Source organism: Pseudomonas sp. St290 (assembly GCF_018325805.1).
Classification (GTDB): Bacteria; Pseudomonadota; Gammaproteobacteria; order Pseudomonadales; family Pseudomonadaceae; genus Aquipseudomonas; species Aquipseudomonas bijieensis.
Window position 1 is genome coordinate 3,069,867 of record NZ_AP014703.1, and the last position, 24,658, is coordinate 3,094,524.

22 protein-coding genes and 1 pseudogene are annotated in these 24,658 nt (G+C 62.2%); 11 read left to right on the forward strand and 12 right to left on the reverse strand.

The genetic code is table 11. The annotated features are described in order from the left end of the window. Nucleotides 1–19: 19 nt before the first annotated feature. Both PBDP_RS13530 and PBDP_RS13535 read right to left on the reverse strand, forming a co-directional pair. Nucleotides 20–382, reverse strand: a complete 363-nt coding sequence (locus PBDP_RS13530) for a cupredoxin domain-containing protein (protein ID WP_109756116.1) — start codon at nucleotides 380–382, stop codon at nucleotides 20–22. 2 nt (nucleotides 383–384) lie between these two features. After that, nucleotides 385–915 carry an iron transporter gene (locus tag PBDP_RS13535; RefSeq protein ID WP_109756115.1) on the reverse strand — a complete coding sequence of 177 codons (531 nt, stop codon included), beginning with the start codon at nucleotides 913–915 and terminating at the stop codon, nucleotides 385–387. A gap of 203 nt (nucleotides 916–1,118) precedes the next feature. Between PBDP_RS13535 and PBDP_RS13540 the strand changes: the two genes are divergently transcribed. Then, nucleotides 1,119–1,346 carry a DUF3079 domain-containing protein gene (locus PBDP_RS13540; RefSeq protein ID WP_028237016.1) on the forward strand — a complete coding sequence of 76 codons (228 nt, stop codon included), beginning with the start codon at nucleotides 1,119–1,121 and terminating at the stop codon, nucleotides 1,344–1,346. A gap of 143 nt (nucleotides 1,347–1,489) precedes the next feature. On the opposite strand, the gene PBDP_RS13545 is transcribed toward PBDP_RS13540, so the two are convergent. From PBDP_RS13545 to PBDP_RS13555, 3 genes are all read right to left on the reverse strand, one after another. Then, entirely contained in the window at nucleotides 1,490–3,229 is a 1,740-nt protein-coding gene (locus PBDP_RS13545; protein ID WP_116832279.1) for a dipeptidase, read from the reverse strand. A 354-nt stretch (nucleotides 3,230–3,583) separates the two neighbouring features. Further along, nucleotides 3,584–5,584 (reverse strand): peptidase U32 family protein, encoded by a 2,001-nt coding sequence (locus PBDP_RS13550; RefSeq protein WP_212802386.1) that lies wholly within the window; start codon nucleotides 5,582–5,584, stop codon nucleotides 3,584–3,586. A 118-nt stretch (nucleotides 5,585–5,702) separates the two neighbouring features. Beyond that, a complete protein-coding gene (locus tag PBDP_RS13555) occupies nucleotides 5,703–7,271 on the reverse strand; it encodes a sensor domain-containing diguanylate cyclase (protein WP_109756111.1) in 1,569 nt (522 codons plus the stop codon). 127 nt (nucleotides 7,272–7,398) lie between these two features. Between PBDP_RS13555 and PBDP_RS13560 the strand changes: the two genes are divergently transcribed. Next, nucleotides 7,399–7,857, forward strand: coding sequence for a metallophosphoesterase family protein (locus PBDP_RS13560; protein WP_212802387.1), 459 nt, complete (start codon nucleotides 7,399–7,401; stop codon nucleotides 7,855–7,857). A gap of 6 nt (nucleotides 7,858–7,863) precedes the next feature. Here PBDP_RS13560 and PBDP_RS13565 read toward each other — a convergent pair whose 3' ends face one another. The 3 genes from PBDP_RS13565 to PBDP_RS13575 all read right to left on the reverse strand — a co-directional run bounded on the left by PBDP_RS13565 (nucleotide 7,864) and on the right by PBDP_RS13575 (nucleotide 11,055). Continuing rightward, the gene (locus PBDP_RS13565; RefSeq protein WP_116832281.1) at nucleotides 7,864–8,766 is read right to left on the reverse strand and encodes a sugar phosphate isomerase/epimerase family protein; all 903 of its coding nucleotides are present in this window, start codon (nucleotides 8,764–8,766) and stop codon (nucleotides 7,864–7,866) included. 177 nt (nucleotides 8,767–8,943) lie between these two features. Next, nucleotides 8,944–10,113 carry a Gfo/Idh/MocA family protein gene (locus PBDP_RS13570; RefSeq protein WP_212802388.1) on the reverse strand — a complete coding sequence of 390 codons (1,170 nt, stop codon included), beginning with the start codon at nucleotides 10,111–10,113 and terminating at the stop codon, nucleotides 8,944–8,946. A gap of 18 nt (nucleotides 10,114–10,131) precedes the next feature. Continuing rightward, nucleotides 10,132–11,055 (reverse strand): TIM barrel protein, encoded by a 924-nt coding sequence (locus tag PBDP_RS13575; protein ID WP_212802389.1) that lies wholly within the window; start codon nucleotides 11,053–11,055, stop codon nucleotides 10,132–10,134. A 127-nt stretch (nucleotides 11,056–11,182) separates the two neighbouring features. On the opposite strand from PBDP_RS13575, the gene PBDP_RS13580 reads away from it, so the two are divergent. After that, a complete protein-coding gene (locus tag PBDP_RS13580; protein WP_212802390.1) occupies nucleotides 11,183–12,238 on the forward strand; it encodes a LacI family DNA-binding transcriptional regulator in 1,056 nt (351 codons plus the stop codon). Nucleotides 12,239–12,475: 237 nt separating this feature from the next. On the opposite strand, the gene PBDP_RS13585 is transcribed toward PBDP_RS13580, so the two are convergent. After that, nucleotides 12,476–13,552: an alkene reductase gene (locus PBDP_RS13585; protein WP_109756105.1), complete on the reverse strand. Its 1,077-nt coding sequence runs from the start codon at nucleotides 13,550–13,552 to the stop codon at nucleotides 12,476–12,478. Between the two features lie 50 nt (nucleotides 13,553–13,602). Continuing rightward, nucleotides 13,603–14,442 carry a pirin family protein gene (locus PBDP_RS13590; RefSeq protein WP_109756104.1) on the reverse strand — a complete coding sequence of 280 codons (840 nt, stop codon included), beginning with the start codon at nucleotides 14,440–14,442 and terminating at the stop codon, nucleotides 13,603–13,605. A 120-nt stretch (nucleotides 14,443–14,562) separates the two neighbouring features. Between PBDP_RS13590 and PBDP_RS13595 the strand changes: the two genes are divergently transcribed. From PBDP_RS13595 to PBDP_RS13620, 6 genes are all read left to right on the forward strand, one after another. Then, nucleotides 14,563–15,477, forward strand: a complete 915-nt coding sequence (locus PBDP_RS13595; RefSeq protein ID WP_212802391.1) for a LysR family transcriptional regulator — start codon at nucleotides 14,563–14,565, stop codon at nucleotides 15,475–15,477. Between the two features lie 289 nt (nucleotides 15,478–15,766). Continuing rightward, complete coding sequence (locus PBDP_RS13600; protein WP_212802392.1) at nucleotides 15,767–17,092, forward strand: flavin-containing monooxygenase; 1,326 nt, start codon at nucleotides 15,767–15,769, stop codon at nucleotides 17,090–17,092. Beyond that, a complete protein-coding gene (locus PBDP_RS13605) occupies nucleotides 17,092–17,502 on the forward strand; it encodes a RidA family protein (protein WP_003201555.1) in 411 nt (136 codons plus the stop codon). The genes PBDP_RS13600 and PBDP_RS13605 overlap by 1 nt, the downstream gene beginning before the upstream one ends. Before the next feature lie 11 nt (nucleotides 17,503–17,513). Then, nucleotides 17,514–18,188 carry a DUF1028 domain-containing protein gene (locus PBDP_RS13610; RefSeq protein WP_212802393.1) on the forward strand — a complete coding sequence of 225 codons (675 nt, stop codon included), beginning with the start codon at nucleotides 17,514–17,516 and terminating at the stop codon, nucleotides 18,186–18,188. Next, a complete protein-coding gene (gene argE, locus PBDP_RS13615; RefSeq protein ID WP_212802394.1) occupies nucleotides 18,181–19,350 on the forward strand; it encodes an acetylornithine deacetylase in 1,170 nt (389 codons plus the stop codon). Before PBDP_RS13610 ends, argE begins: the two co-directional genes overlap by 8 nt. Before the next feature lie 238 nt (nucleotides 19,351–19,588). Then, on the forward strand, nucleotides 19,589–20,569 hold the full coding sequence (locus tag PBDP_RS13620) for a gamma-aminobutyric acid-binding protein (protein WP_232200263.1): 981 nt from the start codon (nucleotides 19,589–19,591) through the stop codon (nucleotides 20,567–20,569). Between the two features lie 210 nt (nucleotides 20,570–20,779). Here the strand turns inward: PBDP_RS13620 and PBDP_RS13625 are convergent, their stop codons facing one another. Beyond that, nucleotides 20,780–21,691, reverse strand: coding sequence for a LysR substrate-binding domain-containing protein (locus PBDP_RS13625; protein ID WP_003201562.1), 912 nt, complete (start codon nucleotides 21,689–21,691; stop codon nucleotides 20,780–20,782). Between the two features lie 448 nt (nucleotides 21,692–22,139). Here PBDP_RS13625 and PBDP_RS13630 point away from each other — a divergent pair, with 448 nt between their 5' ends. Further along, the gene (locus PBDP_RS13630; RefSeq protein WP_109756098.1) at nucleotides 22,140–22,757 is read left to right on the forward strand and encodes a hypothetical protein; all 618 of its coding nucleotides are present in this window, start codon (nucleotides 22,140–22,142) and stop codon (nucleotides 22,755–22,757) included. A 201-nt stretch (nucleotides 22,758–22,958) separates the two neighbouring features. On the opposite strand, the pseudogene PBDP_RS13635 reads toward PBDP_RS13630, so the two are convergent. Continuing rightward, nucleotides 22,959–23,312, reverse strand: a pseudogene (locus PBDP_RS13635) (type 1 glutamine amidotransferase family protein); the annotation flags it as partial. A 250-nt stretch (nucleotides 23,313–23,562) separates the two neighbouring features. On the opposite strand from PBDP_RS13635, the gene PBDP_RS13640 reads away from it, so the two are divergent. Next, a complete protein-coding gene (locus tag PBDP_RS13640; RefSeq protein WP_109756097.1) occupies nucleotides 23,563–24,570 on the forward strand; it encodes an ABC transporter substrate-binding protein in 1,008 nt (335 codons plus the stop codon). The last annotated feature ends 88 nt before the right edge of the window (nucleotides 24,571–24,658 follow it).

Consider the following 24,658-nt stretch of genomic DNA (forward strand, 5'->3'; position numbering starts at 1 on the left):
AATGCCTCTTGCTGGCCGATTACCGGGCGAGAATCCCGCCCTCGGGCAGTTGCGGATTGAATTCATCGAAAAACGGATAGTGCCCCGGGCGCAGCGGGTGGATCACCACGAAGGTGGTGACGCCGGGCGAGAGCACTTTCTCTACGCGCAATGGCGTGCTTTCGAACTCCGCCGGGCCCTGGCCGACGTTCTTCAGCACGATCTTGAAGCGTTGCCCGGCTGGCACTTCCAGTTGCGGCGGCGTGAAATGCCCGTCGCGGATGCTCAACTCGTAGGTCGGCAGTTCGGCATGGGCGATCGAGGGCAGCATCAAGCCGGCCAGCGTCAACCAGGCCAGGCGTCGATGAGCCGCGATGTGCCGGGGGCAGGAGGAGCGGCCCATGCTCAGTACCCGCCTTTTTTACCGATCCCGGCGTAGACGAATTCGTAATGCAGTTCGCAGCGGTCGAACCAGGGTGCCACGCCGGTTTCCTTGTCGGTATGACGACCGAGGGAGCCGTGGCCGCCAGGTGGCAGGACGGTGAAGGTCAGTTGATATTTGCCAGGGCCGAGCAGTTTGACGTTGTCGCCATAGTGCGGCCCGTCGTTGGCGACCATGGCGTGGAAGTCACCCTTGAGCTCGGTGTCGTTGCCTTGTTTCTTCAGTTGGAACGACACATTGAGATAGGGCACGAAACTGCCTTCCTGGAAGCCCTGCTTGTTGTCCGCCGTGGCGCGGATGTCGGCTTCCAGGTGGACGTCGGAATCGGCCGTGGCCCGCATCATCCCGGCCGGTGCCATTTCAATCGGCTGCAGATACACCGCACCGACCTCCAGCCCCGGGCACATTTGCGGTTCGCCGATGGGGTATTCCTTGGCCTGGGCCAGCGGTGCGAGAAACAGCAGGGCGAGAGACAGCGGAGCAAGGGTACGCATGGTGACTTCCTGGACGACGTTAGAGATGGCCGAGTCTAGGAAGCTTTGCTGCGAATAATAATGATTCTTGTCAATTTTCAGCGCGAATTTTTGATCGGCGAACGTCGGTTCGCTGCCGTGCGGCTGTTCTTGATCGGGATCAAGGGAGGCAGGGCCCCGACGCGCTAGGGTGCGGGTACACCCATCGGTCAAAAGGGGTCGTCATGGCAAAGCCTTTTCCCATCAGTCCCAAACATCCCGAGCGCATTTGCTGGGGCTGTGATCGTTACTGTCCGACCAGTGCGCTGGCCTGTGGCAACGGTGCCGATCGCACGATGCACCCGGCCGAGATGATCGGGGAGGACTGGTACCTGCATGGGGATTGGGGGCTGGAGCTGGTGGACATTACCGCCAAGGTCATTGACCCAAGCGCAACCCACCTGAAGGAATGAAATAAAGCTGTGGCGAGGGGACTTTCCCGCTCGGTTGCGCAGCGACCGCAACATCCTGGGGCTGCTGCGCAGCCCAACGGGGATAAATCCCCTCGCCACAATGAAAACCAACAGACCTTGATAACGGTCCCGTGCTGGGCCGATCAGAGCTTCGGCAACTGCCCGATCCGTCCCATCATCTCAGTCACGATCTGCAAGTCCAACAGGAACTGCTCGACCGTCTTGAACTCGTTGTCGTTGTGGCCGGTGTACTTGACGTCGGGCATGGCCAGGCCGAACTGCACGCCGTTGGGCAAGTCGTGGACCGATGTGGCGCCAGCGGAGGTGCCGTATTTGTGTTCCATGCCGAGATTCTCAGTGGCGACGGCCAACAGGGCCTTGACCCATTCACCCTCGGGGTTGCGGTACATCGGCGCGTCAACGGAACAGTCGAAGGCCACCGCAACGTGGGACTTCTTGCTCCAGGCGGCCAGCTTGTCGGCAATTTCAGTCTTGAGGGCCTCGGGGGTCTTGCCGACTGGCACTCGCAGGTTGACCGCCAGCTTGAAGGTTTTTTCATCCATGCCAACGTAGGTCAGGGACGCGGTCAGCGGGCCCATGAAGGCATCGGAAAAGCCAATCCCCAGTTTGCTACCCAGGTAGTCCAGGCCCCAGTTGTCGGCGGCGTAGCGAGCGGCGTCGGTGATGTGGTTGTGCTTGAGTGCGACCTTGCCGTCGAGGCTGTTGATGAAGTCCAGCATCCTCGCCACCGGGTTGACGCCGGATTCGGGTTCGGAGGAGTGCGCGGAAACGCCGGTGAAGGTCAGCTTGACGTCCTTGCCGACGACCTGGGTGCTCACTTCGAAGTTGCCACCGTTACGCTTGGCATAGTCGGTCGCGGCTTTGAGCAGGCTGGCGGCCAGTTCGGCGGGCTTGTCGCTGGCGAAGGTGGCAACGGAGGTCGACGGAATCTGATTGGTCGCCAGACCGCCCGTCAGCGCGGTAATTTCTGCTCCCTTGCCCTGTGCGGCACGCCGGGTGAAGTTCGCCATGACGGTACCGTAGCCTTTCTCGGCAATGATCACGGGGTAGCCGCCATCCAGCGCCAGGTTGTAGCTGGGCGTCGGGTTGCGTTCGAAGTAATAGGGGATCGCGTCGCCAGTGGTTTCCTCGGTGGTGTCGACCAGCAGCTTGAAATTGCGCGCCAGCGGCAGTTTCTCTTCCTTGATGATTTTCATGGCGTAGAGCGCCACGACGATACCGTTCTTGTCATCCTCGGTGCCGCGGCCATACATGCGGTCGCCCACCAGGGTGACCTTGAACGGATCGAGACGGGTGCCGTCCTTGAGCACCCAGTTTTCCGGCGTCACCGGCACCACGTCGGCATGGGCGTGAATGCCCACGACTTCGTCGCCGCTGCCGTCGAGGGAAATCTCATAGACGCGGTTGTCGATGTTGCGGAAGTTCAGGTTGAAAGACTCGGCCAGGCTTTTGATCTTGGCGGCGATCTTGAGGAATTCCGGGTTCTCGTGCTGGGCTAGGCCGTCCTTGCGAAAGGTCGGGATGGCGACCAGTTCCTTCAGCGTCTCGGTGGCTGCGTTGCCGTACTTCACTCGGGCATAGAGGCCCAGCAGGCGATGGATTTCGTTCTGCTGTTCAGCCGAAAGGGTTTTGTTAGCGACGAAGGCGTCGATGGCCGGGCCGAGGTTGGCGGTCTTGGCCAGGTCGCTCTTGGCCACGCTTGCCAGGAACTGCCGGAAATCCGTGACTGAGGTGTCAGAGAAGGTTTTGACGATGGCCGCGCTTTGTTGGGCGGTGATGTTGGCGAAGGCCGGCGTGGTCATCGATGCGAGGCTGGACAGCATCAGGGTGGCCATGGCCAGGTGTTTGAGCGAGAAGTCCATTGCTGGGCATTCCTTTGCAGGCTGTAGGGGTTAAGTGTCTGATTTGTGACACAAACATTTACAACCTAACAGGCGAGTGCGGGGTAGGGGAGTCTTGCGGGGGAATCTGTCGCACAGTGAGGCAAAAACGGCGCAGAAATGAAAAACAGTGTGGGAGAGCTGGCACCCATCTGGTCTGAGTTGAATGTTGGACCTGTGGGAGCGAGCCTGCTCGCGATGACGGTGGTCCGGTCAGTCTCTCTACAAGCTGGCCCACCGCTATCGCGAGCAGGCTCGCTCCCACAAGGGATCTGTTCATAAGTGTAGTGAACACCCTCAGCCCAATGTGGGAGCAAGCTCCCACATTGCTCATGCTTAATGCGGTGCGCGGGGGATCGTCTTGAGCAGGTCTTCAGGGCTGATGTAGCCGACCACGGGCTGCGCCGTGCTACCGGGCAATGGCAGGTCAAGGATGTGCCCCTTGATCTTGCCGACCACGTGCATTTCGCAGGGTTTGCAGTCGAACTTCAGCGTCAGCACTTCATCACCGTGGATCAGTTGCATTGGCGCGACCTTGGTGCGCACGCCGGTGACGCCCTTGGCCTGCTTGGGGCAGAGGTTGAACGAGAAGCGCAGGCAGTGCTTGGTGATCATCACCGGCACTTCACCGGTTTCCTCGTGGGCCTCGAAGGCCGCATCGATCAGCTTGACCCCGTGGCGGTGATAGAAATCTCGGGCCTTCTGGTTGTAGACGTTGGCCAGGAACGACAGGTGCGATTCCGGGTACACCGGCGGCGGGCTGGTCTCGGCCTTGCGGCCACCGCGTGGGTGGGCCTCGATGCGGGCGGCGGTGAGGGCTTCGATGGCTTCACGGCGCAACGCCTTGAGCTGCGAGTTGGGGATGAAGAACGCCTGGGGCGCATCCAGCTCGATTGCGGTGGCGTGGTACTCGGTGGTGCCCAGCTGACCAAGCAGGTCGTGCAATTGTTCCAGGGCTTGCTCCGGCTTGTTGGCCAGGCCGAACGGCCCGTCCAGGGTGACGCTGGCGCTGATGCCTTCTTCGCTGGTGGCGGTCAGTTCCAGGCGCGCTTCACTCAGGCGCGCAACCCAGGCCAGGCCGACCCGGCGCTCGGAGGAGGCCTTGAGCAAGGCTTGCTGCCAGTTGTGATCCAGGTTGCGGCTCAACGGGTGGTTGGGGCGCAACTGGTACATGCCCGCCGGCATCTCGTTGGGTTCGACGCGGTAGCGGTAACGCTTCTGGCCGTCCTCTTCGAATTCACCCTTGGGTTCGGCGATGTTCGCGCGGAAACCGACGACTTCGCGCTTGACCAGCACGTTGAGCCCATCGCCGTTGGACAGCGGATCGAAGGTCACCACTTGCAGGTCGCGCTTGCCGACTTTCTCCACCACGCCCACCGGCACGCCAGTGAACGTTGGCGAATCGAAGGCGCCGATGTCGATCTTGCGCTCGCTGACGAAATAGTCGGTGCTGCCACGGTGGAAGGTCTTGTCCGGATCGGGGACGAAGAAGTGCGCGGTACGGCCGCTGGACGCGCGGGCCAGGTCCGGGCGGTCTTCGAGGACATCGTCCAGGCGCTGGCGGTAATAGGCGGTGATGTTCTTCACATAGCCCATGTCCTTGTAGCGCCCTTCGATCTTGAACGAACGCACGCCGGCTTCGACCAGGGCGCGGATATTGGCGCTCTGGTTGTTGTCTTTCATCGACAGCAGGTGTTTTTCATAGGCGACCACGCGACCCTGGTCATCCTTGAGGGTGTAGGGCAGGCGACAGGCCTGGGAGCAGTCGCCACGGTTGGCGCTGCGGCCGTTCTGGGCGTGGGAGATGTTGCATTGGCCGGAAAAGGCCACGCACAGCGCACCGTGGATGAAGAACTCGATGGTCGCTTCGGTTTCGTCGGCGATGGCACGGATTTCCTGCAGGTTCAGCTCACGGGCCAGGACCAGTTGCGAGAAACCGGCCTGGTCGAGGAACTTGGCCCGCGCCAGGGTGCGGATGTCGGTCTGGGTGCTGGCGTGCAGCTCGATGGGCGGGATATCCAGCTCCATCACCCCCAGGTCCTGGACGATCAGTGCGTCGACGCCGGCGTCGTACAGTTGGTGGATCAGCTGGCGGGCCGGCTCCAGTTCATTGTCGTGCAGGATGGTATTGATCGTGGTGAACACCCGGGCGTGGTAGCGATGGGCGAACTCCACCAGCCGGGCGATATCGCCCACCTCGTTGCAGGCGTTATGACGCGCGCCGAAACTCGGGCCACCGATGTACACGGCATCGGCGCCATGCAGGATGGCCTCGCGGGCGATGGTCACGTCGCGGGCGGGGCTGAGCAATTCCAGATGATGTTTGGGCAAGGACATGTATTTTTTATCAGGCTGGTCACGGACGAAGCGAGCATTGTAGCCGCCAGGCGCCTGGTCGGCACCTGTGGCCTTGGGTTTGCGCGATCCTGACCGATGCGCGGCGCTCCCGCGGGGCTCACTCCGGCGTCGAGCCGGCGCTGCACCAGCGGTTTCGCCCGGTGTTCTTGGCCAGGTACAAGAAGGCGTCGGCAGCCTTGATCAGCATGGCCGGGGTGACGTCCTCGCCGCTCGGCTGGCTGGTGGTGACGCCCGCGCTGACAGTCACCAGGCCCAACGGATGATCGCCGTGTTCAATGTTCAAGGCCCTGACGGCTTCGAGGATTTGCTGGGCGACCTTGGCGGCACCGGCGCTGTCGGTGTTTGGCAGCAACACGGTGAACTCTTCACCGCCATAGCGGACCGCCAGGTCGGCCGGCCTTTTGATGGTCTGCCCGATCGCGGCGGCAATTGCCCGCAGGCAATCATCGCCGGCGGCATGGCCGTACCGGTCGTTGAAACGTTTGAAGTAATCGACGTCGAGCATGATCAGGGCCAGGGACGAACCCTGGCGCCTGGCCAGGCGTAGTTCATCGGCCAGGGCGATGTCCAGTCGCCTGCGGTTGCCCAGCCCGGTCAGGCTGTCGGTCAGCGCCATGTCGCGCATGGCCTGGTGGGCGCTGCGAATCTGCTTCTCCATGGTCATGCGGTAGCGCAGTTGGCTCAATACGATTAGCCCGAAGCCCACCAGTACCGCGATCAGGAAAATCAGCACCAGACCGGTCTTGAGCAAGTCGCGGCGCCAGGGCGCGATGATCGATTCGCGGGACAAGCCGGCTTCCACCACCAGCGGATAGGTGGTCAAGGCGCGATAGCCATACAGCCGCTCGGTATCGTCGACGACGGCCCTGGCCTCCGCGACGCCCTGATTCGACGTGGGCAAGTAGTTCCTGAAGATCACGCTATTGACCAGGCTCTTGCCAATCACCGAGGCGACGAAAGGACGGCGCACCAGAATCGTTCCGCTGCGTGTCGCCAGGACCAGCGCCCCTTTGTCATCGATCTTGAAGTCACCGTAGTAATCGACGAAATAGCTGACCTTGACCGTTCCGAGCAGCACACCGGCGAATGAGCCGTCGGGATTGTTCAAGCGCCGGGAGACAGGGATGATCAGGTCGTTGGTGGATCGGCTCTTGATCACTGTGCCGATGCGCACGCTTCGGTCCTCGTGAGTACGGTGATACTGGAAGTAGTCGCGGTCGGCGTTGTTCGCCGGCTCCGGAATGTTTTCCTTGTCCGTTACCAGCCACTGACCGTCCGGGCCATAGATAAACAACCCGTGCAGTTGCGGCATGATCGCGGCCTGCTGCACCAATAGCTTATGGATGCGCGGCACGTCCAGGTTCTGCAGGCCGTCGCCCTCCACGCGTTCGGCGAGGGCAGCGGTGACCACATCCACTTGTCGAATGGTATCTTCGGCGTGCTGGGCCGTCGCCCGTGCCAGGTTCGTCACCGAATCCCGGGCAGACGCAAAAGCGGCGCGGTAGTCGCGCCAGGTCCGCCAGCCTTCGACGGCCAGGAAGGCGATGATGACTACCAGCATGAAGCTCACGGTCAGGCGCAATGCCGCTCCGGCCCGGACTGCTTGGGGGGAAAAGGCTTCATCAGAGCTTTCGATCTTTGGCTCTGGCCGTTTGCGTCCGAGCATCAACATTTCCTTTTACGACGGGTCTGCGCACTATTGATGCGAAGCCTATCTTATTCGATTTCAGCACGTTAGCTAGCTGCGACGAGGCAGGTATAACCGGCGACACACGATTGGGGAGAAAGGTTTCATGAAAGTTGGCGTCATTTCCGATACCCACGGCCTGCTGCGCCCCGAAGCGCTTGCCGCGCTGCAAGGCTGTGAGCGGATCATTCATGCCGGCGATATCGGCAGCCCGGAAATCCTCAACGCCCTGGCTGCCATCGGCGAGCTGCACGTGGTGCGCGGAAACAACGACCTGGAGGCCGAGTGGGCAGGGCACCTTGCCGATTGCCTGCAATTCGACCTGGGGGGGTGGCAGGTCCTATTGGTCCATGACCTCGCGGATGTGCCGGCAGCACTCGACCCGGGCGTGAGGCTGGTGATCACCGGCCATTCCCATAAACCGCTGATCGAATGGCGTGGCGAGCGGCTTTATCTCAACCCTGGCAGCGCCGGCCGGCGACGGTTCAAGTTACCGGTGACGCTGGCGCTGCTTGAGGTGAGTGAACAGGCGATCGAGCCGCGGCTGGTCGGGTTGTTGGAATGAACCCGTCTACCTGAAGTACTTGTCGATGTAGGCCTGGATTTCCTTGCGCATGAAGCGCCCGGAGTCATCCGCCCGTTCTTCCCAGCCGAACACGCAGGCGGTGACGATGCCGTCGAAGCCGGTCTTGGCCAGTTCGCTGAAGAACAGGTCCCAGTCGATCTCGCCCTGGTGCATGTCCATGTGTTGGTGGACGGTGACTTTGGCGCCAGGTGGGTTGACGATGTAGCGCAGGCCGGAGGAGGCCTTGTGGTTGTAGGTATCGGCGATGTGGACATGGGCGATCATCGACCCGGCCTCGGCGATCATGGCCTTCATGTCATCGCCGAAGTAGAAGGTGTGCGGCGTGCAGTAAAGGAACTTGACGTTGTCCGAGCCGATGGTCTTGAGCATGTCGAGGGCCGGGTGCAGGGTTTCGCACCAGTCTTCCGGATGCGGTTCGACGTTCAGCGTGACGCCCTCGCTTTCCAGGATCGGCACCAGTTCCTCCATCGAGCGCCACCAGGCCGCTTCGCTGGACTCATGGCTGTGCACGCCACCGCAGCAGCTGACTTTATGCCCGCGATCCGGTGAAGGCCCGCGACCGAACTCTGAATTCATGGTCGTGCAGCCCATCTCCACGGCGACCTGGATGGCTTCCTTCCAGTAATTCACCGCTGCCCGGCGTTCGTCTTCATGGGGGCTGGCCCAACGATACATCGGTAACAGCGAGGCCAGTTGCAGGTTATGGTCGCGCAGGGCTTTCTTGAACTCGGCGATGCGCTCCTTGTGGGCGCGGGGGCGTACCCACCAGGGCAGGAAGTCTTCCCGTGGTGACAGCTCCAGGTATTCGTAGCCGAGCTCGGCGGTCTTGCGGCACAGGTCCGGCAGGCTCAGATGGCGGTGCATGTAGGGGTCGAGGGCGATTTTCATTGTTGTTCTCCTTAGGAAACGCTCATTACCGTGGCGAGGGAGCTTGCTGTGGCGAGGGGATTTATCCCCGCTGGACCGCGAAACGGTCCCAAATGGATCTGCTACTGCGGTGTATCAGAATGGAATGTCGGGGGCCGCTTCGCGCCCCAGCGGGGATAAATCCCCTCGCCACAGGGGTCAATAGGCGACCCAGGTTGAATCCCGGTTGGCTGATTCAACGCAGCGTTCGACCCAGCGTACGCCTTCCACGCCGGCGTTGATGTCGGGGTAGCGCAGGGCGGCCAGCGTCGCGCTGTCGCCATGGTTGGCCGCATCCATGGCCAAGGCGAAGCGGCGATAGAGATTGGACCAGGCTTCGAACAACCCTTCGGGATGGCCGCCACCGATGCGGTCGTCCTGCAGCGCGTCGGGGTGCAGGTAGCCCATGCCGCGTTCCAGGATCTGCACGGGTTGGCCCTGGATCTCGAAGCTCAGTTGGTTGGGCCGTTCGTCCCACCATTCAAGGCTGGCACGGGAGCCGATCACGCGGATTTTCTGCCCATGCATGGAACCGGCATTCACCGCGCTGGACCAGACCATGCCCATGGCGCCGCCTTCGTATTCCATCAAGGTGTAGGCGTTGTCCTCCAACGGGGCGCGGCTGGCGACGAAGCTTTGCCGGCTGCACATCAAGCGTTTGATCTTGAGGTCGGGCAGCATCACTTTGGCCAGGTACAACGGGTGGGTGCCGACATCCCCCAGCACGTAGCTGGGCCCGGCCTGGCGCGGGTCGACGCGCCACTGGGTGGCCTGGTTCTGCGCCTCCACCGGCGCACTGTGAAAACCATGGGCAAACTGCATGTGCACCATGCGGATCTCGCCCAGTGCCTGCGCCGCGATCATCTCCCGGGCCTGTTCGATCAACTGGTGCCCGGCGTAGCCGTAGGTCAAGCCAACGATGCGCCCCTTGGATTGCGCCAGGGTGCGCAGTGCCTCGGCCTGTTCGAGGGTAAAGCACAGCGGCTTTTCGCAGACTACATGCAGCCCGGCTTCCAGAGCGGCGCGGGTGATGGCGTAGTGGGTGCCGTTGGGCGTGGCGATCGACACCGCCTCGATCCCATCGGGACGTTGTGCCTCCAGCTCGAACAGGCTGAGGTAGTCCGGATAGCAGCGCGCAGGGTCGATACCCAGTTGCTCGCCAAAGGCCTGGCCGCGGGCGGGATCGATATCCAGCGCCGCGGCGACCAATTCGAAATTCCGGTCGCGCAGGGCGGCCGAGCGGTGGATGTAGCCGATCTGGCTGTGTTCACCGCCACCGACCATGGCCCAGCGGATGGGACGCGTAAGGGTTTTGCTGCCGTTGATCATGACGTTGTCCTTGTGCGATCAGAAACCGATGTGGGCCAGGTAGGCGCGGCTGGCGGCCACGTCGTCGAGGCTGGTGGCGGCGTTGCGTGGGTCGCGTTCCTGTTCGACGGTGATGCAGCCCACGTAACCCAGTTCATGCACGAGGCTGTGCAACCCCGGGTAATCGATGACGCCACGCCCGATGGGGCACATCACGCCCCGGGCGCAAGCGGCGAAGAAACGGATGTGTTCGTTCAGCACCTGGTCGAAAACCACCGGGTCGATGTCCTTGAAGTGCAGGTAGTCCAGGCGATGGGCGTAGGTGCGCAACGAGGCGACCGGGTCCATGCCGGCGTAGTAGAGGTGCCCGGTGTCCAGGCACAGCCCGGCGACTTCATCGGGAATCTCGTCCATCCGGCGCGCCAATTCATCGGCGAACTCGATGTAGCCACCGGCGTGAGGATGGATGACGGCGCGGATGCCGTAGGTGTGCCAGGCGAGGTCGGCGATGGCGCGGATGTGCGTCATCATGGTGTTCCAGCGTGCATCGTCCAGGCGCGGGGCGCGGTCGGAGTGGCCGGCTGCGTAGTCACGTTCCTCGTGGCCCCAGTCGATGATCACCAGATAGGGCCCGGCATGACGCTGCCCGGCTTGCCGTTCCATGGGCGGCAGTTGTTTGAGCAGCGTGCAGATGTCGTGGGTCTGGCGCAGCAGTTCAGGCAGGTTGGCGGGGCTTACCAGGTCGTCGAAGATCGTCCCGGCGACCACATGCAGATCAAGTTCGGACAAGGCTGGGCTGACGGTTCCGACGTCTAACGGCAGGTAACCGTACGGCCCCAGCTCGATGCCGCGGTAGCCGGCCTCGGCCGCTTCGCCAAGCACTCGGCGCCACGGAGGCAGGAAAGGGTTCTTGACGTCGTCGACGCCCCAGCAGCAAGGCGCGGTGCAAATGTGGATCGTCATGGGGCACTCCGGCTGTGTTTGTTTTTATGTGCTTGGCCTGATGCTATTGGGTTGCCGCAGAGGGGGCCATGGGGTGATGGCTTAATCTGTCAAAACCCCTCATGATGCCTCGAAGAGGTGTCAAGACATGTCAGAAAAACCACGTCGTAAACTGCGTCCCACGATGGCCGATGTCGCTCGAGAAGCCGGAGTCAGCCTGTCCACCGTCGACCGGGTGCTGAACCTGCGTGCCGACGTGCGCGCCGACACCGCCCAGCGCATCGCTGCGGCGGCCGCGCGGTTGGGGTTCCATGCCAAGGGCGTTATCGAGCAGCGGGTGCTCAACGACCGCCCGACCTTGCGGCTTGGCTTCCTGTTGCAGAAAAGCGGCGTGCCTTTTTACCAAGGGCTCGCCCACGCGTTGTCGAACGCCGCCGCGACCTGCACCCGCGCGCGGATTCGCGTGGTCATCGGTTATCTGGACGATCTCGACCCGGTCGTCGTGGCGCAACGCATCCTGGCCTTGCGCGACCAAGTGGACGGCCTGGGCGTGGTGGCGGTGGATCATCCCCGGGTCCGGGAGGCGGTTGCGCAATTGCGCGAGACCGGTGTTGCGGTGGTGGCGCTGCTGTCGGAGCTGTCCAGCGCCGCCGGTACCGGTTACGCAGGCCTGGACAATCGCCTGACCGGGCGCACGGCGGGCTGGTTCGTCAGCCGCCTTGCCGGCCAACCCGGGCCGGTGGCCGTCATGCTCAGCAGCCAGCGTTTCCAGTGCCAGGAGTTGTGTGAGCTGAGCTTTCGCAGTTATCTGGCGGATCACTCCGGTGAATGGGAACTGCTCGCCTCGCGCCTGACGCTGGAGGACGATGAATTCGCCTATGGCAACACGTTGGACTTGCTCACGGCGGAACCTGATCTTGTCGGGCTTTACGTGGCCGGAGGCGGCATTGCGGGGGGGTTGCGGGCATTGCGGGGCTTCAAGGAGCAACAGCTTCGCTTGCCCATCGTGGTGTGTCATGACCTGACGCCTCTGACGCGTGACGCGTTGAAGGCGGGGCTGGTTCAGGCCGTGCTGTCGCATCCGGTCGTGGCGCTGGCGGAGCAGGCCGTCGACGCCCTGGTCGAGGCCGCGACAGCCTCGCCACCCGGACCGGCGCCGAAGCGGGTGGTGCCGCTGCAGATCGATGTGCCTGAGAGCATCTGACCCCGCTAGGGGGTGCCCATGCAAAAACGTGTGGGAGCGAGCCTGCTCGCGATGGCGGCCTGACAGCCGGCCTGGCTCTTGCGGGGGTACACCCATCAGATTTGTTTGAGCAGGAGCTGTGGGAGCAAGGCTTGCTCGCGATGGCGCGGGGGCAGTCGGTATGGAGGGTGACTGACACATCGCTTTCGCGAGCAGGCTCGCTCCCACAGGTCTCGGGCGTTAAGCCTGCTGGCCTGCTTAGGCTTTAGTCAGGGTTGGATAATCGGTATAACCACGTTCGTCGCCCTGGTAGAACGTCGACGCGTCAGGGGTGTTCAGCGCTTGGCCCCGTTTGAAACGTTCCACCAGGTCCGGGTTCGCCAGAAACGGCGTGCCGAACGCTACCAGGTCTGCTTCACCACGGCTGATGGCCGCGGCTGCACGTTCGGCGCTGTAGCCGCCGTTGGCAATGTAGGGCCCGCCGAAGCGGCGCTTGAGTTCCAGGAAGTCGAACGGGCCTTCGCCCAGTTCCACGATGTGCAGGTAAGCCAGGCCATAGCGGCTGAGCATCCGGGCCGTGTAGTCGAAAGTCGCCTGCGGGTTGCTGTCGCTCATCGAGAAATAACTGAAGATCGGCGACAGGCGAACGCCGACTCGGCTGGCACCGAAGACTTCGATCACCGACTCGACCACTTCCTTGAGCAAACGCGCGCGGTTTTCGATCGAGCCGCCGTAGGCATCGGTACGTTGGTTGGTGCCGTCGCGCAGGAACTGGTCGATCAGGTAGCCATTGGCGCCATGAATCTCCACGCCGTCGAACCCGGCCAGTTTCGCGTTGGCCGCAGCCTGGCGAAAGTCGGCGACCACGCCTGGCATTTCATCGAGCTCCAATGCCCGTGGCAGTTCGTAGGGCTTGAGGCCTTCGGGCGTGTAGATCTCCCCGTCGGCCTTGATCGCCGAAGGGGCCACGGGCTGGGCGCCGTTGACCTGCACCAGCGGATGAGAAAGACGGCCTACGTGCCAGAGCTGCAGGAAGATCTGACCGCCCTGGGCATGCACTGCGTCGGTCACTTGTTTCCAGCCAGCGATTTGTTCGCGGGTGAAGATCCCTGGCGTACGCAGGTAACCCTTGCCCTGGGCCGACACCTGGGAGCCTTCGCTGATGATCAGGCCGGCGCTGGCGCGTTGGCTGTAGTACTCGGCCATCAGGGGCGTGGCTGCATCGCCTGCTCCTGCGCGGCTGCGGGTCATCGGCGCCATGACCATGCGGTTTTTCAGCGACAGCTTGCCGACTTGAGTACGGGACAACAGAAGATCGAGACCGATGTCAGTCATGATTCACCTCTAAGGGAGCGGGTATGAACAGGGATTGAGTCGAGGGGCGGTCAGGCCAACCGACCCTCTTGTTGCAACTGGGCGCCGATGCGCTGGATTTCTTTCTCACCCTTTTCCAGGGCGGCCTGGCTGGTGTGCACGGAGTAATAGCCCATCACCAGGTCGTGGGGATGCTTGACTGCTGAGCCCAGCACGAAGGACGTCGCGCCCCGGGCAACGATGTCGATGGCCGCGGCGGACTCTTCGAATACCACCATTTCTCCGGTATTGACGTTGCCGCCAGCGTCGAGGCTGCCGCCGTTGACCGCCAGCCAGGCGACGGTGTGCCCGGCCGGTGGCGTGTAGCGCCAGCGCTCGTTGTCCTGCAACTGCACGGCGAGGTAATTCATGTCCGCCGGGGAGGAGACGCGGCTGCGGGCTGCGCCGTAGTGGCCGAGCAATACCCGCGCCGGTCCTTCCCGGGGGATCTCGGCGGGCGCCAGGTAGAGGCTGTGGGCCGGGGCATTTTCTTCTGCCGCCGGCAGCGCCACCCAGAGTTGGAAACCTTGGATCGGCGTGCCATCGACCGGCCGGGCGGTGTGCCATACGCCGTTGCCGGCTTGCATCCACTCCATGCCGCCGCTAGGCAGCGTGCCGGACTGGCCCGTGGTGTCTTCGTAGATCACCTGGCCTTCGATCATGTAGGTCAGCGTGGCGATCCCGGAATGAGGGTGCATGCCGAACCCCCTCTGCATGGCGTCGGCCTTGAACCCGAAGAGATCGAGAAATACGAAGGGCTTGCAGAGCTGGCCCAGGTCGCCGGGGCTCATGAGCCGGGTGATCGGCCCGTGGCTGCTGCCGGTGGTGCGATGGACGATGGCGCGCGGTGGTGCGGCGACGATGCTGTTCATGGGGGCCTCCAAGTCATGGGCGTTGAGCCTCGATGGGAGAAGGATAAGTGCCTGGCAATGGATTGATTAGTCGATACAATCGGATTGAACTCATCCATTAAACGAAGGAATGTCGACGCCATGCTCGATCTCAACGATGTCGCACTGTTTGTCCAAGTGGTCCGCAGTGGCAGCTTCGCCGAGGCGGCCAGGCGCTTGGGTATGCCTGCCAACACCGTCAGTCGCCGGGTCCAACAGTTGGAGGCGCAGTTGGAGTCGCGACTTCTGCAGCGCTCGACCCGCAAACTCACGTTGACCCAGGTAGGCCAGGGGTTTTATGAGCGCTGCGTGGAGGCGGTGGATGGTCTGATGGAGGCAGGGCAGGAACTGATGATGGGCAGCGAAGAGCCCAGCGGCCTGGTGCGCATCGCGGCGCCGGCGGATTTTTTCGATTTTTTCCCGATGGAATGGGTGGCCGACTTTTTAGCCGCGCACCCGCGTGTGCAACTCGATTTCGTGCTCAGCGATGCCCGTGTCGACCTGATTGCCGACCGCATCGACGTGGCCTTTCGCGGCGGTCCGTTGCAGGACTCGGGGTATGTCGGTCGCCAACTGCTCCAGAACGACGGTGACGGCATGGTTGCCAGCCCCGCGTACATTGCCGCACGCGGTGCACCGCTTGCGCTGCAGGACCTGGCTCACCACGACGGCGTGAGTTTCGCCCACCCCAGCGGCTTGACCGACTGGCGACTCGTCGGCCCGGACGGCATCGAGGAGCACGTGCAGATCGCCAGCCGCTTCCACGCCAACACCGCCCAAGCGTTGCGCAGGGCGACCGTCGCCGGTCTGGGCATCGCCGTGCTGCCGGGGGCACTGAGCGCCCTCGACCTGGAAGCCGGCAGGTTGGTGCGCGTGTTGCCGCAGTACCAACGCAGCGGCTTCGGCCTGAATGTGCTGTATCCGAGCCGACGGCAGTTGCCGCTGGCGGTTTCGGCGTTCATCGGGTTGGTGATGCAGAAGCTGGAACTCAAGGCGTTTCCGGCACGGATGCAGTGAATTGGCCAATGCGATCTGCGCAGCCCAGCGGGAGCAAGCTCCCTCGCCACGGGAGCGATGTGCTCCAAGTCTAATAAGATGTGCTTTGTTGCCGTGATCATCACGCTCGGGCAATAGCCCATTTTTTTCCTTCCTAGCAACGACAAAAACCCTCGTTTCGCAAATCCGCGCCTGCCAACACAATCGCCTCGACACCTCATTTCGATAGTCGCAATCGCAGAACAAAAAATCAGAACCCGAGGCGGCGCCATGCCGGCCTGAACCAACCCTCTGCCGGAAGTGCACAGACATGCCCGTTGAAACCCTACGCATCGATACGCTTGTTATAGGCGCCGGCCAGGCCGGCGTGGCCATGAGTGAACACTTGAGCAGACAAGGTGTGCCTCACCTGGTCGTGGAGCGCAATCGGATTGCCGAGGCCTGGCGCACGGCGCGTTGGGATTCGCTGGTGGCCAACGGCCCGGCCTGGCATGACCGTTTTCCTGGCTTGGAATTCGAGGGACTCGACCCTGATGCCTTCGCCGCCAAGGATCAAGTGGCCGATTACTTCGAGGCCTATGCGCGCAAGTTCAATGCGCCGATCCGTACCGGCGTGGAGGTCAGGAAAGTCGAGCGCAATGTCGGCCGCCCGGGGTTCACCATTGAAACGTCCGAGGGCCTGATCGAGGCCATCCATGTGGTCGTTGCCACCGGGCCATTCCAGCGACCGGTGATTCCGCCCATCGCACCTGAGATGGCGACGGTCACCCAGATTCACTCCGCGCAGTATCGCAATCCGCAGCAGTTGCCCGAGGGGGTGGTGCTGGTGGTGGGTGCCGGGTCGTCGGGGGTGCAGATCGCCGATGAACTGCAGCGCGCCGGCAGGCAGGTCTATCTTTCGGTGGGCGCCCATGATCGCCCGCCACGGGCCTATCGCAACCGCGATTTCTGCTGGTGGTTGGGGGTGCTGGGCGAGTGGGACGCCGAGGCGGTCCAGCCAGGCAAGGAACACGTCACCATCGCGGTAAGCGGTGCCCGTGGCGGCCATACCGTGGATTTCCGCCGCTTGGCCCACGAGGGCATCACCCTGGTGGGGCTGACGAAATCGTTCAACGGCAGCGTGGTGACCTTTGAATCGAATCTTGCCGAAAACATTGCCCGCGGCGACGAAAACTACCTGGCGCTGCTGGATGCTGCCGATGCTTACATCGCCCGCAATGGCCTGGATCTGCCCCTTGAACCTGAAGCCCGCAACCTGCCGCCCGACCCGCAGTGCCTGACCCAGCCGATCCTGGCGTTGGACCTGGTCGCCGCCGGTGTGACCAGCGTTATCTGGGCCACCGGCTACTCGGTGGATTACAGCTGGTTGAAGGTCGACGCCCTCGGCGCCAACGGCAAGCCTCGGCATCAGCGCGGTGTGTCCAGCGAGCCGGGCCTGTACTTCGTCGGCTTGCCGTGGTTGTCACGTCGGGGCTCGGCGTTCATCTGGGGCGTCTGGCATGACGCCCGGCATATTGCCGACCACATCGTGAAGCAACGCATTTACCTCGCTTATCAAGATGCTGCCCAGCGCCAGGCCTCGGCGCTCGACAGCGATTCACACCGTTCGAAAACCAGTCTCTCGGGAGTCCGCTGATGCCTACTCACACACGTATTCGCATGTTCAACACCAAGGACACCTACCCGAACCAGACGCTGGACAACGACCTGTGCCAGGCCGTGCGCGCCGGCAACACCGTTTATGTGCGCGGCCAGGTCGGCACGGACTTCAACGGCCAACTGGTGGGGCTTGGCGATCCACGCGCCCAGGCCGAGCAAGCCATGCGCAACGTCAAGCAGTTGCTGGAAGAAGCCGGCAGCGACTTGAGCCATATCGTCAAGACCACGACTTACCTGATCGACCCGCGTTACCGCGAGCCGGTGTACCAGGAGGTCGGCAAGTGGCTCAAGGGTGTGTTTCCGATCTCCACCGGGTTGGTGGTCAGTGCCCTGGGCCAGCCGCAGTGGCTGATGGAAATCGACGTGATCGCGGTGATCCCTGAATAAAGGAACGGAACATGACCTTTTCCATCGTTGGGCGCTGTGCCGAAACCGGCCAGCTGGGCATCGCCATCAGTTCCTCGAGCATTGCCGTCGGCGCCCGTTGCCCGTGGTTGCGGGCGGGCGTCGGTGCGGTGTCGAGCCAGAACATCACCCTGCCGGCCCTGGGACCGCAGATTCTCGATGAACTGGCCGGCGGCCTGGTGGCGCAGGCGGCGCTGGAGCGGACCCTGGCACGCAATGGCTACAGCCAATACCGGCAGGTGGCGGTGATCGATGCCGAGGGGCGCACGGCGATGTTCAGCGGCGAACACACCCTGGGCACCCACAACGCAGTGGCCGGAGAGCAATGCGTGGCGGCCGGCAATCTGTTGGCCAATGGTGGGGTGATCGAGGCCATGGTCGCGGCCTTCGAGCGCAGCGGTGGTTGTCTTGCCGCACGCTTGATGAATGCGTTGCAGGCCGGGCAGGCGGCGGGCGGTGAAGCCGGGCCGGTGCATTCGGCGGCGCTGTCGGTGGTTGACGACCTGACCTGGCCCATCGTCGATCTGCGGGTGGATTGGGCCGAGGAAAATCCCATCGACGAACTGGAAAGACTCTGGCTCGCCTATCAGCCGCAACTGCAGGATTACCTGATCCGCGCACTCGATCCGACCCAGGCGCCGAGTTATGGAGTGCCGGGCGATGAGTGAGCTGCGCAGCCGCGTGTTGCTCGAACGGTTGGTGGGTTTTGCCACGGTCAGCCGCGAGTCGAACCTGGCCTTGATCGAGTTCGTGCGCGACTACTTGCAAGGGCTGGGTGTGGACAGCGAGCTGATCTACAACGCCGAGCGCACCAAGGCCAACCTGCTGGCGAGCATCGGCCCCGCGGCGCCCGGTGGCGTGGTGTTGTCCGGACACACCGATGTAGTGCCGGTGGACGGACAAGCCTGGACGGTCGAGCCGTTCTACCTGAGCGAGATGGACGGCAAATGGTTCGGGCGGGGTACGGCGGACATGAAGGGGTATCTGGCTTCGGTTCTGGCAGCGGTGCCAATGTTTCTCGCCAGCGCGCTTCGGCGACCGGTGCATCTGGCGTTCTCCTATGACGAAGAGGTGGGTTGCCTGGGCGTTCACAGCCTGTTGGACGTGTTGGTTCGGCGAGTTCCCCCACCAGCCTTGTGCCTGATTGGCGAACCCACCCAACTTCAACCGGTACTGGGGCATAAAGGCAAGTTGGCGATGCGTTGCCACATCAAGGGGGCGGCCTGTCATTCGGCCTACGCACCTTACGGCGTAAATGCCATCGAGCAGGCGGCGCGCCTGATCGGCCGGTTGGGGGAGATCGGCGCAGCGCTGGCCGATCCCTTGTTGCATGACGCGCGCTTCGATCCGGCTTATTCGACGGTGCAGGTCGGCGTGATCCAGGGCGGTACGGCGTTGAACATCGTCCCGGCCGATTGCCGTTTCGATTTCGAAGTGCGCGCCTTGCCGGGTTTCGATCCGCAGGTGGTGGCCGAGCAATTGCAGGGGTATGCCGAACAAACCCTGCTGCCGGCGATGCAGGCGGTAGCGAGCGACACGGCGATCCGTTTTGAAGCGCTGTCCGCCTACCCGGGCCTGGCGACCGCGCCTGACAGCGCCGCCGCCCAACTGGTCGCGCGACTATGCGGCAGCGAGGCTTTCGGCACCGTCGCTTTCGGCACCGAAGGCGGCCTGTTTCACCAGGCCGGCGTGCCAACGGTGGTCTGTGGCCCCGGCAGCATGGACCAGGGGCACAAGCCCGACGAATACGTGAGCATTGAGCAAATGGCCGCCTGCGATCGCTTGATGGATCGGCTGGCGAGCTATCTCTGTGAACCCATTGATTGCTGACCGCCAGGGTGCCTGAGGAGAACGATTTCAATGGACGGAGATTCCTGGTGGTCAGCTAGGCGACAACGAACAGGCCGACAAGAGCCTTTGCTGTAGACCATACCGCCCGTGTTTACGGTCACCTTTGAGTCCCGTCACCGGCTCGTGCGGGCGAGCCGGCATTTCGAGGAACCGCTTCATGTCCAGATCCTTGCGTTGCAATATTGCGTGTGCACTGGCGTTGTTGAGTACCAGCGTCATGGCCGCGCCCCAGAGCTTGACCGTGATTTCCTTTGGCGGCGCCACCAAGCAGGCCCAGGACAAGGCCTACTTCCAACCCTTCAACGCCAGCGGTGCGGGAAGCATCGTGGCCGGCGAATACAACGGCGAACTGTCGAAGATCAAGGCCATGGTCGCGGCCGGCCACACCAGTTGGGATGTGGTCGAAGTGGAAAGCCCCGAGTTGCTGCGTGGTTGTGAGGAGGGCTTGTTTGAAAAGCTCGACCAGACGGCCCTGGGCGACCCGGCGAATTTTGTCCCGGGGGCACTCACCGAATGTGGCGTGGCCACCTATGTCTGGTCGATGGTCCTGGCTTATGACCAGAGCAAGCTCGCCAAGGCGCCGAAATCCTGGGCGGACTTCTGGAATGTGGCCGATTACCCGGGCAAACGCGGTTTGCGCAAAGGGGCCAAGTACACCCTGGAAATCGCCTTGCTGGCCGATGGGGTCAAGGCCCAGGACTTGTACAAGGTGTTGAACACACCGGAAGGCGTGTCCCGGGCCTTCGCCAAGCTGGACCAGATCAAGCCGAACATCCAATGGTGGGAAGCCGGCGCCCAACCGGCGCAATGGCTGGTGGCGGGGGATGTGGCGATGAGTGCGGCCTATAACGGGCGCATCGCGTCGGCACAAAAGGAAGGCATGAAGCTGAGTATTGTCTGGCCACAGAGCCTGTACGACCCGGAGTACTGGGCCGTGGTCAAGGGCACGCCGAACAAGGCCTTGGCCGAGCAGTTCATTGCCTTTGCCAGCCAGCCACAAACGCAGAAGGTGTTCTCGGAAAACATCCCTTATGGTCCGGTGCATCGCAAGACACTCGCGTTGTTGCCGGCGGCGGTACAGGAACAGTTGCCCACCGCCGAGGCCAACCTGGCTGAAGCTAGGGCCGTGGATGCCGAGTTCTGGGTCGACCATGGCGAGGAACTGGAACAACGCTTCAACGCCTGGGCGGCTCGCTAGACACCGAACGTCCCATCAATTGTAAATACGGACCTGTGGCGAGGGGATTTATCCCCGCTGGGGCGCGAAGCGGCCCCAAAATACCGACAAACTTAGCGTGTCAGGCAGATAGATCTGACTGGTTTGGGGGCTGCTGCGCAGCCCAGCGGGGATAAATCCCCTCGCCACAAGAGTGAGTGTTTAGCAGGGCGATGGTGTGGGCTGGTTGGCTCAGGCCAACCATTGCCTGAACTGTTCCTTGCAGTAGTCGACGAACAACTGGGCCGGCTTGGTGAGGTGAGTGCGTTTGAGCCAGCCTGCCACCAACGCTGAACCGGTCACGTCCTCGGCGATGTCGACGCACACCAGGTGTTGCCCATCGTAGGTGCAGGTGGAGTGCGGACGGGTCACCAGCACGGCAAAACCGAAGGACTGGCCGACCATGCCACGCACCATCTCGATGGACGGCGAGCTGAAGACGATGTTGGGCGTCAGGCCCAGCTCCTCGAAGATACTCACGAAATAGGTGCGACTGGGTTGTACGTCCAGCAGGATCATCGGTTCGAGGGCCAGGTCGCGCAGCGACACCTGGGCCTGATCGGCGAAGCGATGGCCCGCCGGCAAAAGCGCATAGGGGCGTTGCGGTGCCGTGAGTGCTTCGGTCTCGATGGTACTGTCGAGGTCGTGTTCATAGAAAATCGCCAAATCGAAACGACCACCGGTGAGACCTTGTACCAACTCCTGTTGCTCGCCATCCTGCACGCGGATTTCCACCCCGGGAAAGCGCTGGCGAAAGCCGGCGATCAGTCGTGGCAGGTAGAGCGGGGCGACGGTTTCGAAGCAGCCGATGTCGATCTGCCCGCTGACCACATCATTGTCGGCCAGCGCGTTCTGCTCGAACTCCCGGGCCATGCGCAACAGCTCCTGGGCCTTGCGATAGAAGCGCGCGCCACCGGGCGTCAACGATACCCCCTGGGCGTGATGACGAATGAGCAATTGCACACCGAAACTGTCTTCCAATCCCTTGATGGCGGTGGCGATCGACGGTTGGGCGATGTACAGCTTGCGGGACGCTTCAGCGACGCTGCCACATTCGACGGTGGTGACGAAGTACTTCAGCTGACGCAAGGAATAGGACGCCACGGGCACACCTCGATACGGATGATTACTGCCTACCTTACCTTGTGCACAAGGAGTAAGGGGCGGGCATTGATACGGATTTTTCTGGGCAGTGACGATATTCAGGCTGGCTTGGGGATGAGCGCCTGAAAAAAACGCCTGCCCACGTATCGTTGGCGGGCGTCTGGGAAAGACCCGCGCAGACAGGACGGACTGGCCGGATACGAGGCTCAGTCCACCGGAATCGGCGGGGAGGTCGCGCGATCAGCCACCAGGCGGATAGATACATATGGAGATGGTGTGGGAGCTCCAGGCGTTTGCGGTGCGGATGGGGTAGATGAGCCGTGGCGCTCCATTTTGCATTTTTTATCTCGGCGACTAGTCTCAGTTGGCGTGCTCTGGAGGGGCCTTGAAATTCTGGACGAGTTCAACAGCGGCCCGATGTCAACCCGATCAAGATAGGGATAATCTTATGCCGGTTGTTTTGCATCAGTTCACTGTGGCCGTCGGCGGCGTCATGAATCCAGGTTATCTCGAGGCGTTGGAACTGGCCCGACAGTGCGCGACCCATGCCCATACCCAGGCCCTACCGGGTGCTGGTATTGCCCACGGCTCTTGTTGGGCCGCATTGGCAACCGTGCCCAATCCGGGCGCAGGTTTTCCCTTGGGGAATGCCGTAGCGGGCGGGGCGGCCTTGCCGTATGGCGTGGTCTTTGGAAATTCACGCTTTTCAATCGTTGGCGCCTTGGCTGTAGTGCCCGGCGCGCCTGCGGTCGGGTTTTCCGGTCATGCGGAGCGTAACGCCTTGGTGGTGGCGGGCGGCAATGGCTTGGTGCCCTATGGCCTTGTCGCGCCGAATGCCGGTGATTGGGTGATGTATGTGCAATTGCATCCCTGCGTGTATTGCTTGCCATGGCTGCAAGGCGTCGGAGGTGGGGGGCTTCTTAATCCTTTTGCGGGGTTGATCGCCGGGGCCCAGAACCTTCATGTCTGGTATCGCTGGGCACATAATCCGGTCGGTTGTGCTGCCAAGGACACCTGGAACGGTTTGCCGTTGGCGACCAAGCTCGCACAGATCAATACCTGGTAAACAGACCCGGCGATCGAAGAAACACTTGTGGGGGAGAGCCTGCTCGCGATGACAGCGGACCAGCCACATCAATGTTGACTGACATACAGTTATCGCCAGTAGCGTTGCTCCCATCGGTTTTGTTCTGGTTTTCATAAAAGAACGCCTGCCCAAGCATCATTGGCAGGCGTCTGGGAAAGACCGGCGCAGAAAGGAGGGACTGGCCTGGACCGAGGCCCTGCGTAGCCACTGCACCAGGTCGACACAGTCGATCATCGCCTGTTGTATGTCCGGGGCGCCGGGAACGATCAGTGTGTCGATGAGCGTTCCGTCGAGCTCATGCAGGGCACAGGTATCTAGCACCAAACCTTCGGCAGTTCGCATCAACCCACCTTCCAGGCTCGCGGTGTGCATTGCATAGCCGGGCAGGCCACGTTCGGTCATGGCTTTGGTGGCGGCTCAGAAAACGGTCTGGGCACCGGTGAGGTCCAACAGGCCCATCTGCGGGTAAGCCAGGAACACCAGTGTGCGTGGCTGGGAAATGGACTCGGCGGCGATCCCCACATCCAGGGTCATCTCGTTCATGATTGCTTCGCGCTTGGTATTCGTCGGGGACGATTGGGGGAGCAGGCACCGCTACTGTATCGCTTTGATGCAGGTCTCCAAAGATTATCAAGCGATCGCGCCGGTGAGCGCGAGACTCATGGGCTCTGGTGCGAACATTTAGGTGCTATTGTTATGCTATCTAGGTATTTAAATTAATTTTCTTATAGCTTTAAAGTCGTGGCCTTCAGTCTTTTCAACTTACTGTGAGGTTCACCAGACCATGGCTTTCAAGCGTTCTGCGCTCACCTTGTTGGTTTCCCTGGCGGCCACTGCGCTGCTCAATCCCTTGGCCCACGCCGAAGGCAAGATCAGCATCGCCCAGCAATTCGGTATCGGCTACCTGATCCTCGATGTGGTGCGCGACCAGCAGCTCATCGAGAAGCATGGCAAGGCCCAGGGCCTGGATATCAAAGTGGATTGGAACAGCATTTCCGGCGCTACGGCGATGAACGAGGCCTTGCTGACCGGTGCCTTGGATGTGGTGTCGGCGGGAGTTCCGCCGATGCTGACAATCTGGGATCGGACTCGCGGCAAGCAGAATGTGAAGGCCATCGCCTCGCTGGGGTCGATGCCCAATTATCTGCTGACCAACAACCCGAACGTGAAGAGCCTCAAGGATTTCACCGACAAGGACCGGATCGCCGTTCCGGCGGCGGGTGTCGGCTTCCAGTCGCGCACGTTGCAGATCGAAACCGCCAAGGTGTTCGGGAACGACCACTTCAAGAAGTTCGACGACATCTCGGTCAGCCTCCCGCACCCGGATGCGACGGCGGCGCTGATTGCCGGCCAGTCGGAAATCAATTCGCACTTCTCCAGTCCACCGTTCCAGTATCAGGCACTGCAAAGCCCCAACGTGCACAAGGTGCTCAGTTCCTATGATGTGCTGGGTGGGCCGGCGACGTTCAACGTGCTCTACACTACGGAAAAATTCCACGACGAAAATCCCAAGACCTACAAGGCGTTCTACGACGCCCTGGTGGAGGCACAAGGCATTATCCAGGCCGACAAGCCGGCGGCTGCCCAGACCTACATTCGCGTGGAACAGTCCAAGTTGCCGCTGTCGCTGGTGGAAAAAATCGTCACCGACCCTGAAATCGACTTCACCGTCGTTCCGCAACGTACCTACATTTACGCCGAGAAACTGCACGAACTGGGCGTGTTGAAAAACAAGGCCGACAGCTGGAAAGATTATTTCTTTGAAGAGGCCCATGCCGGCGCGGGCAGCTGAACCCTGGCCGGTTATCCGTTTTCGGCACAATTGAACGACCGGTCCACGGGGCGGAATGGAACTTGCCTGAGCTTTGACCCGTAAGCCC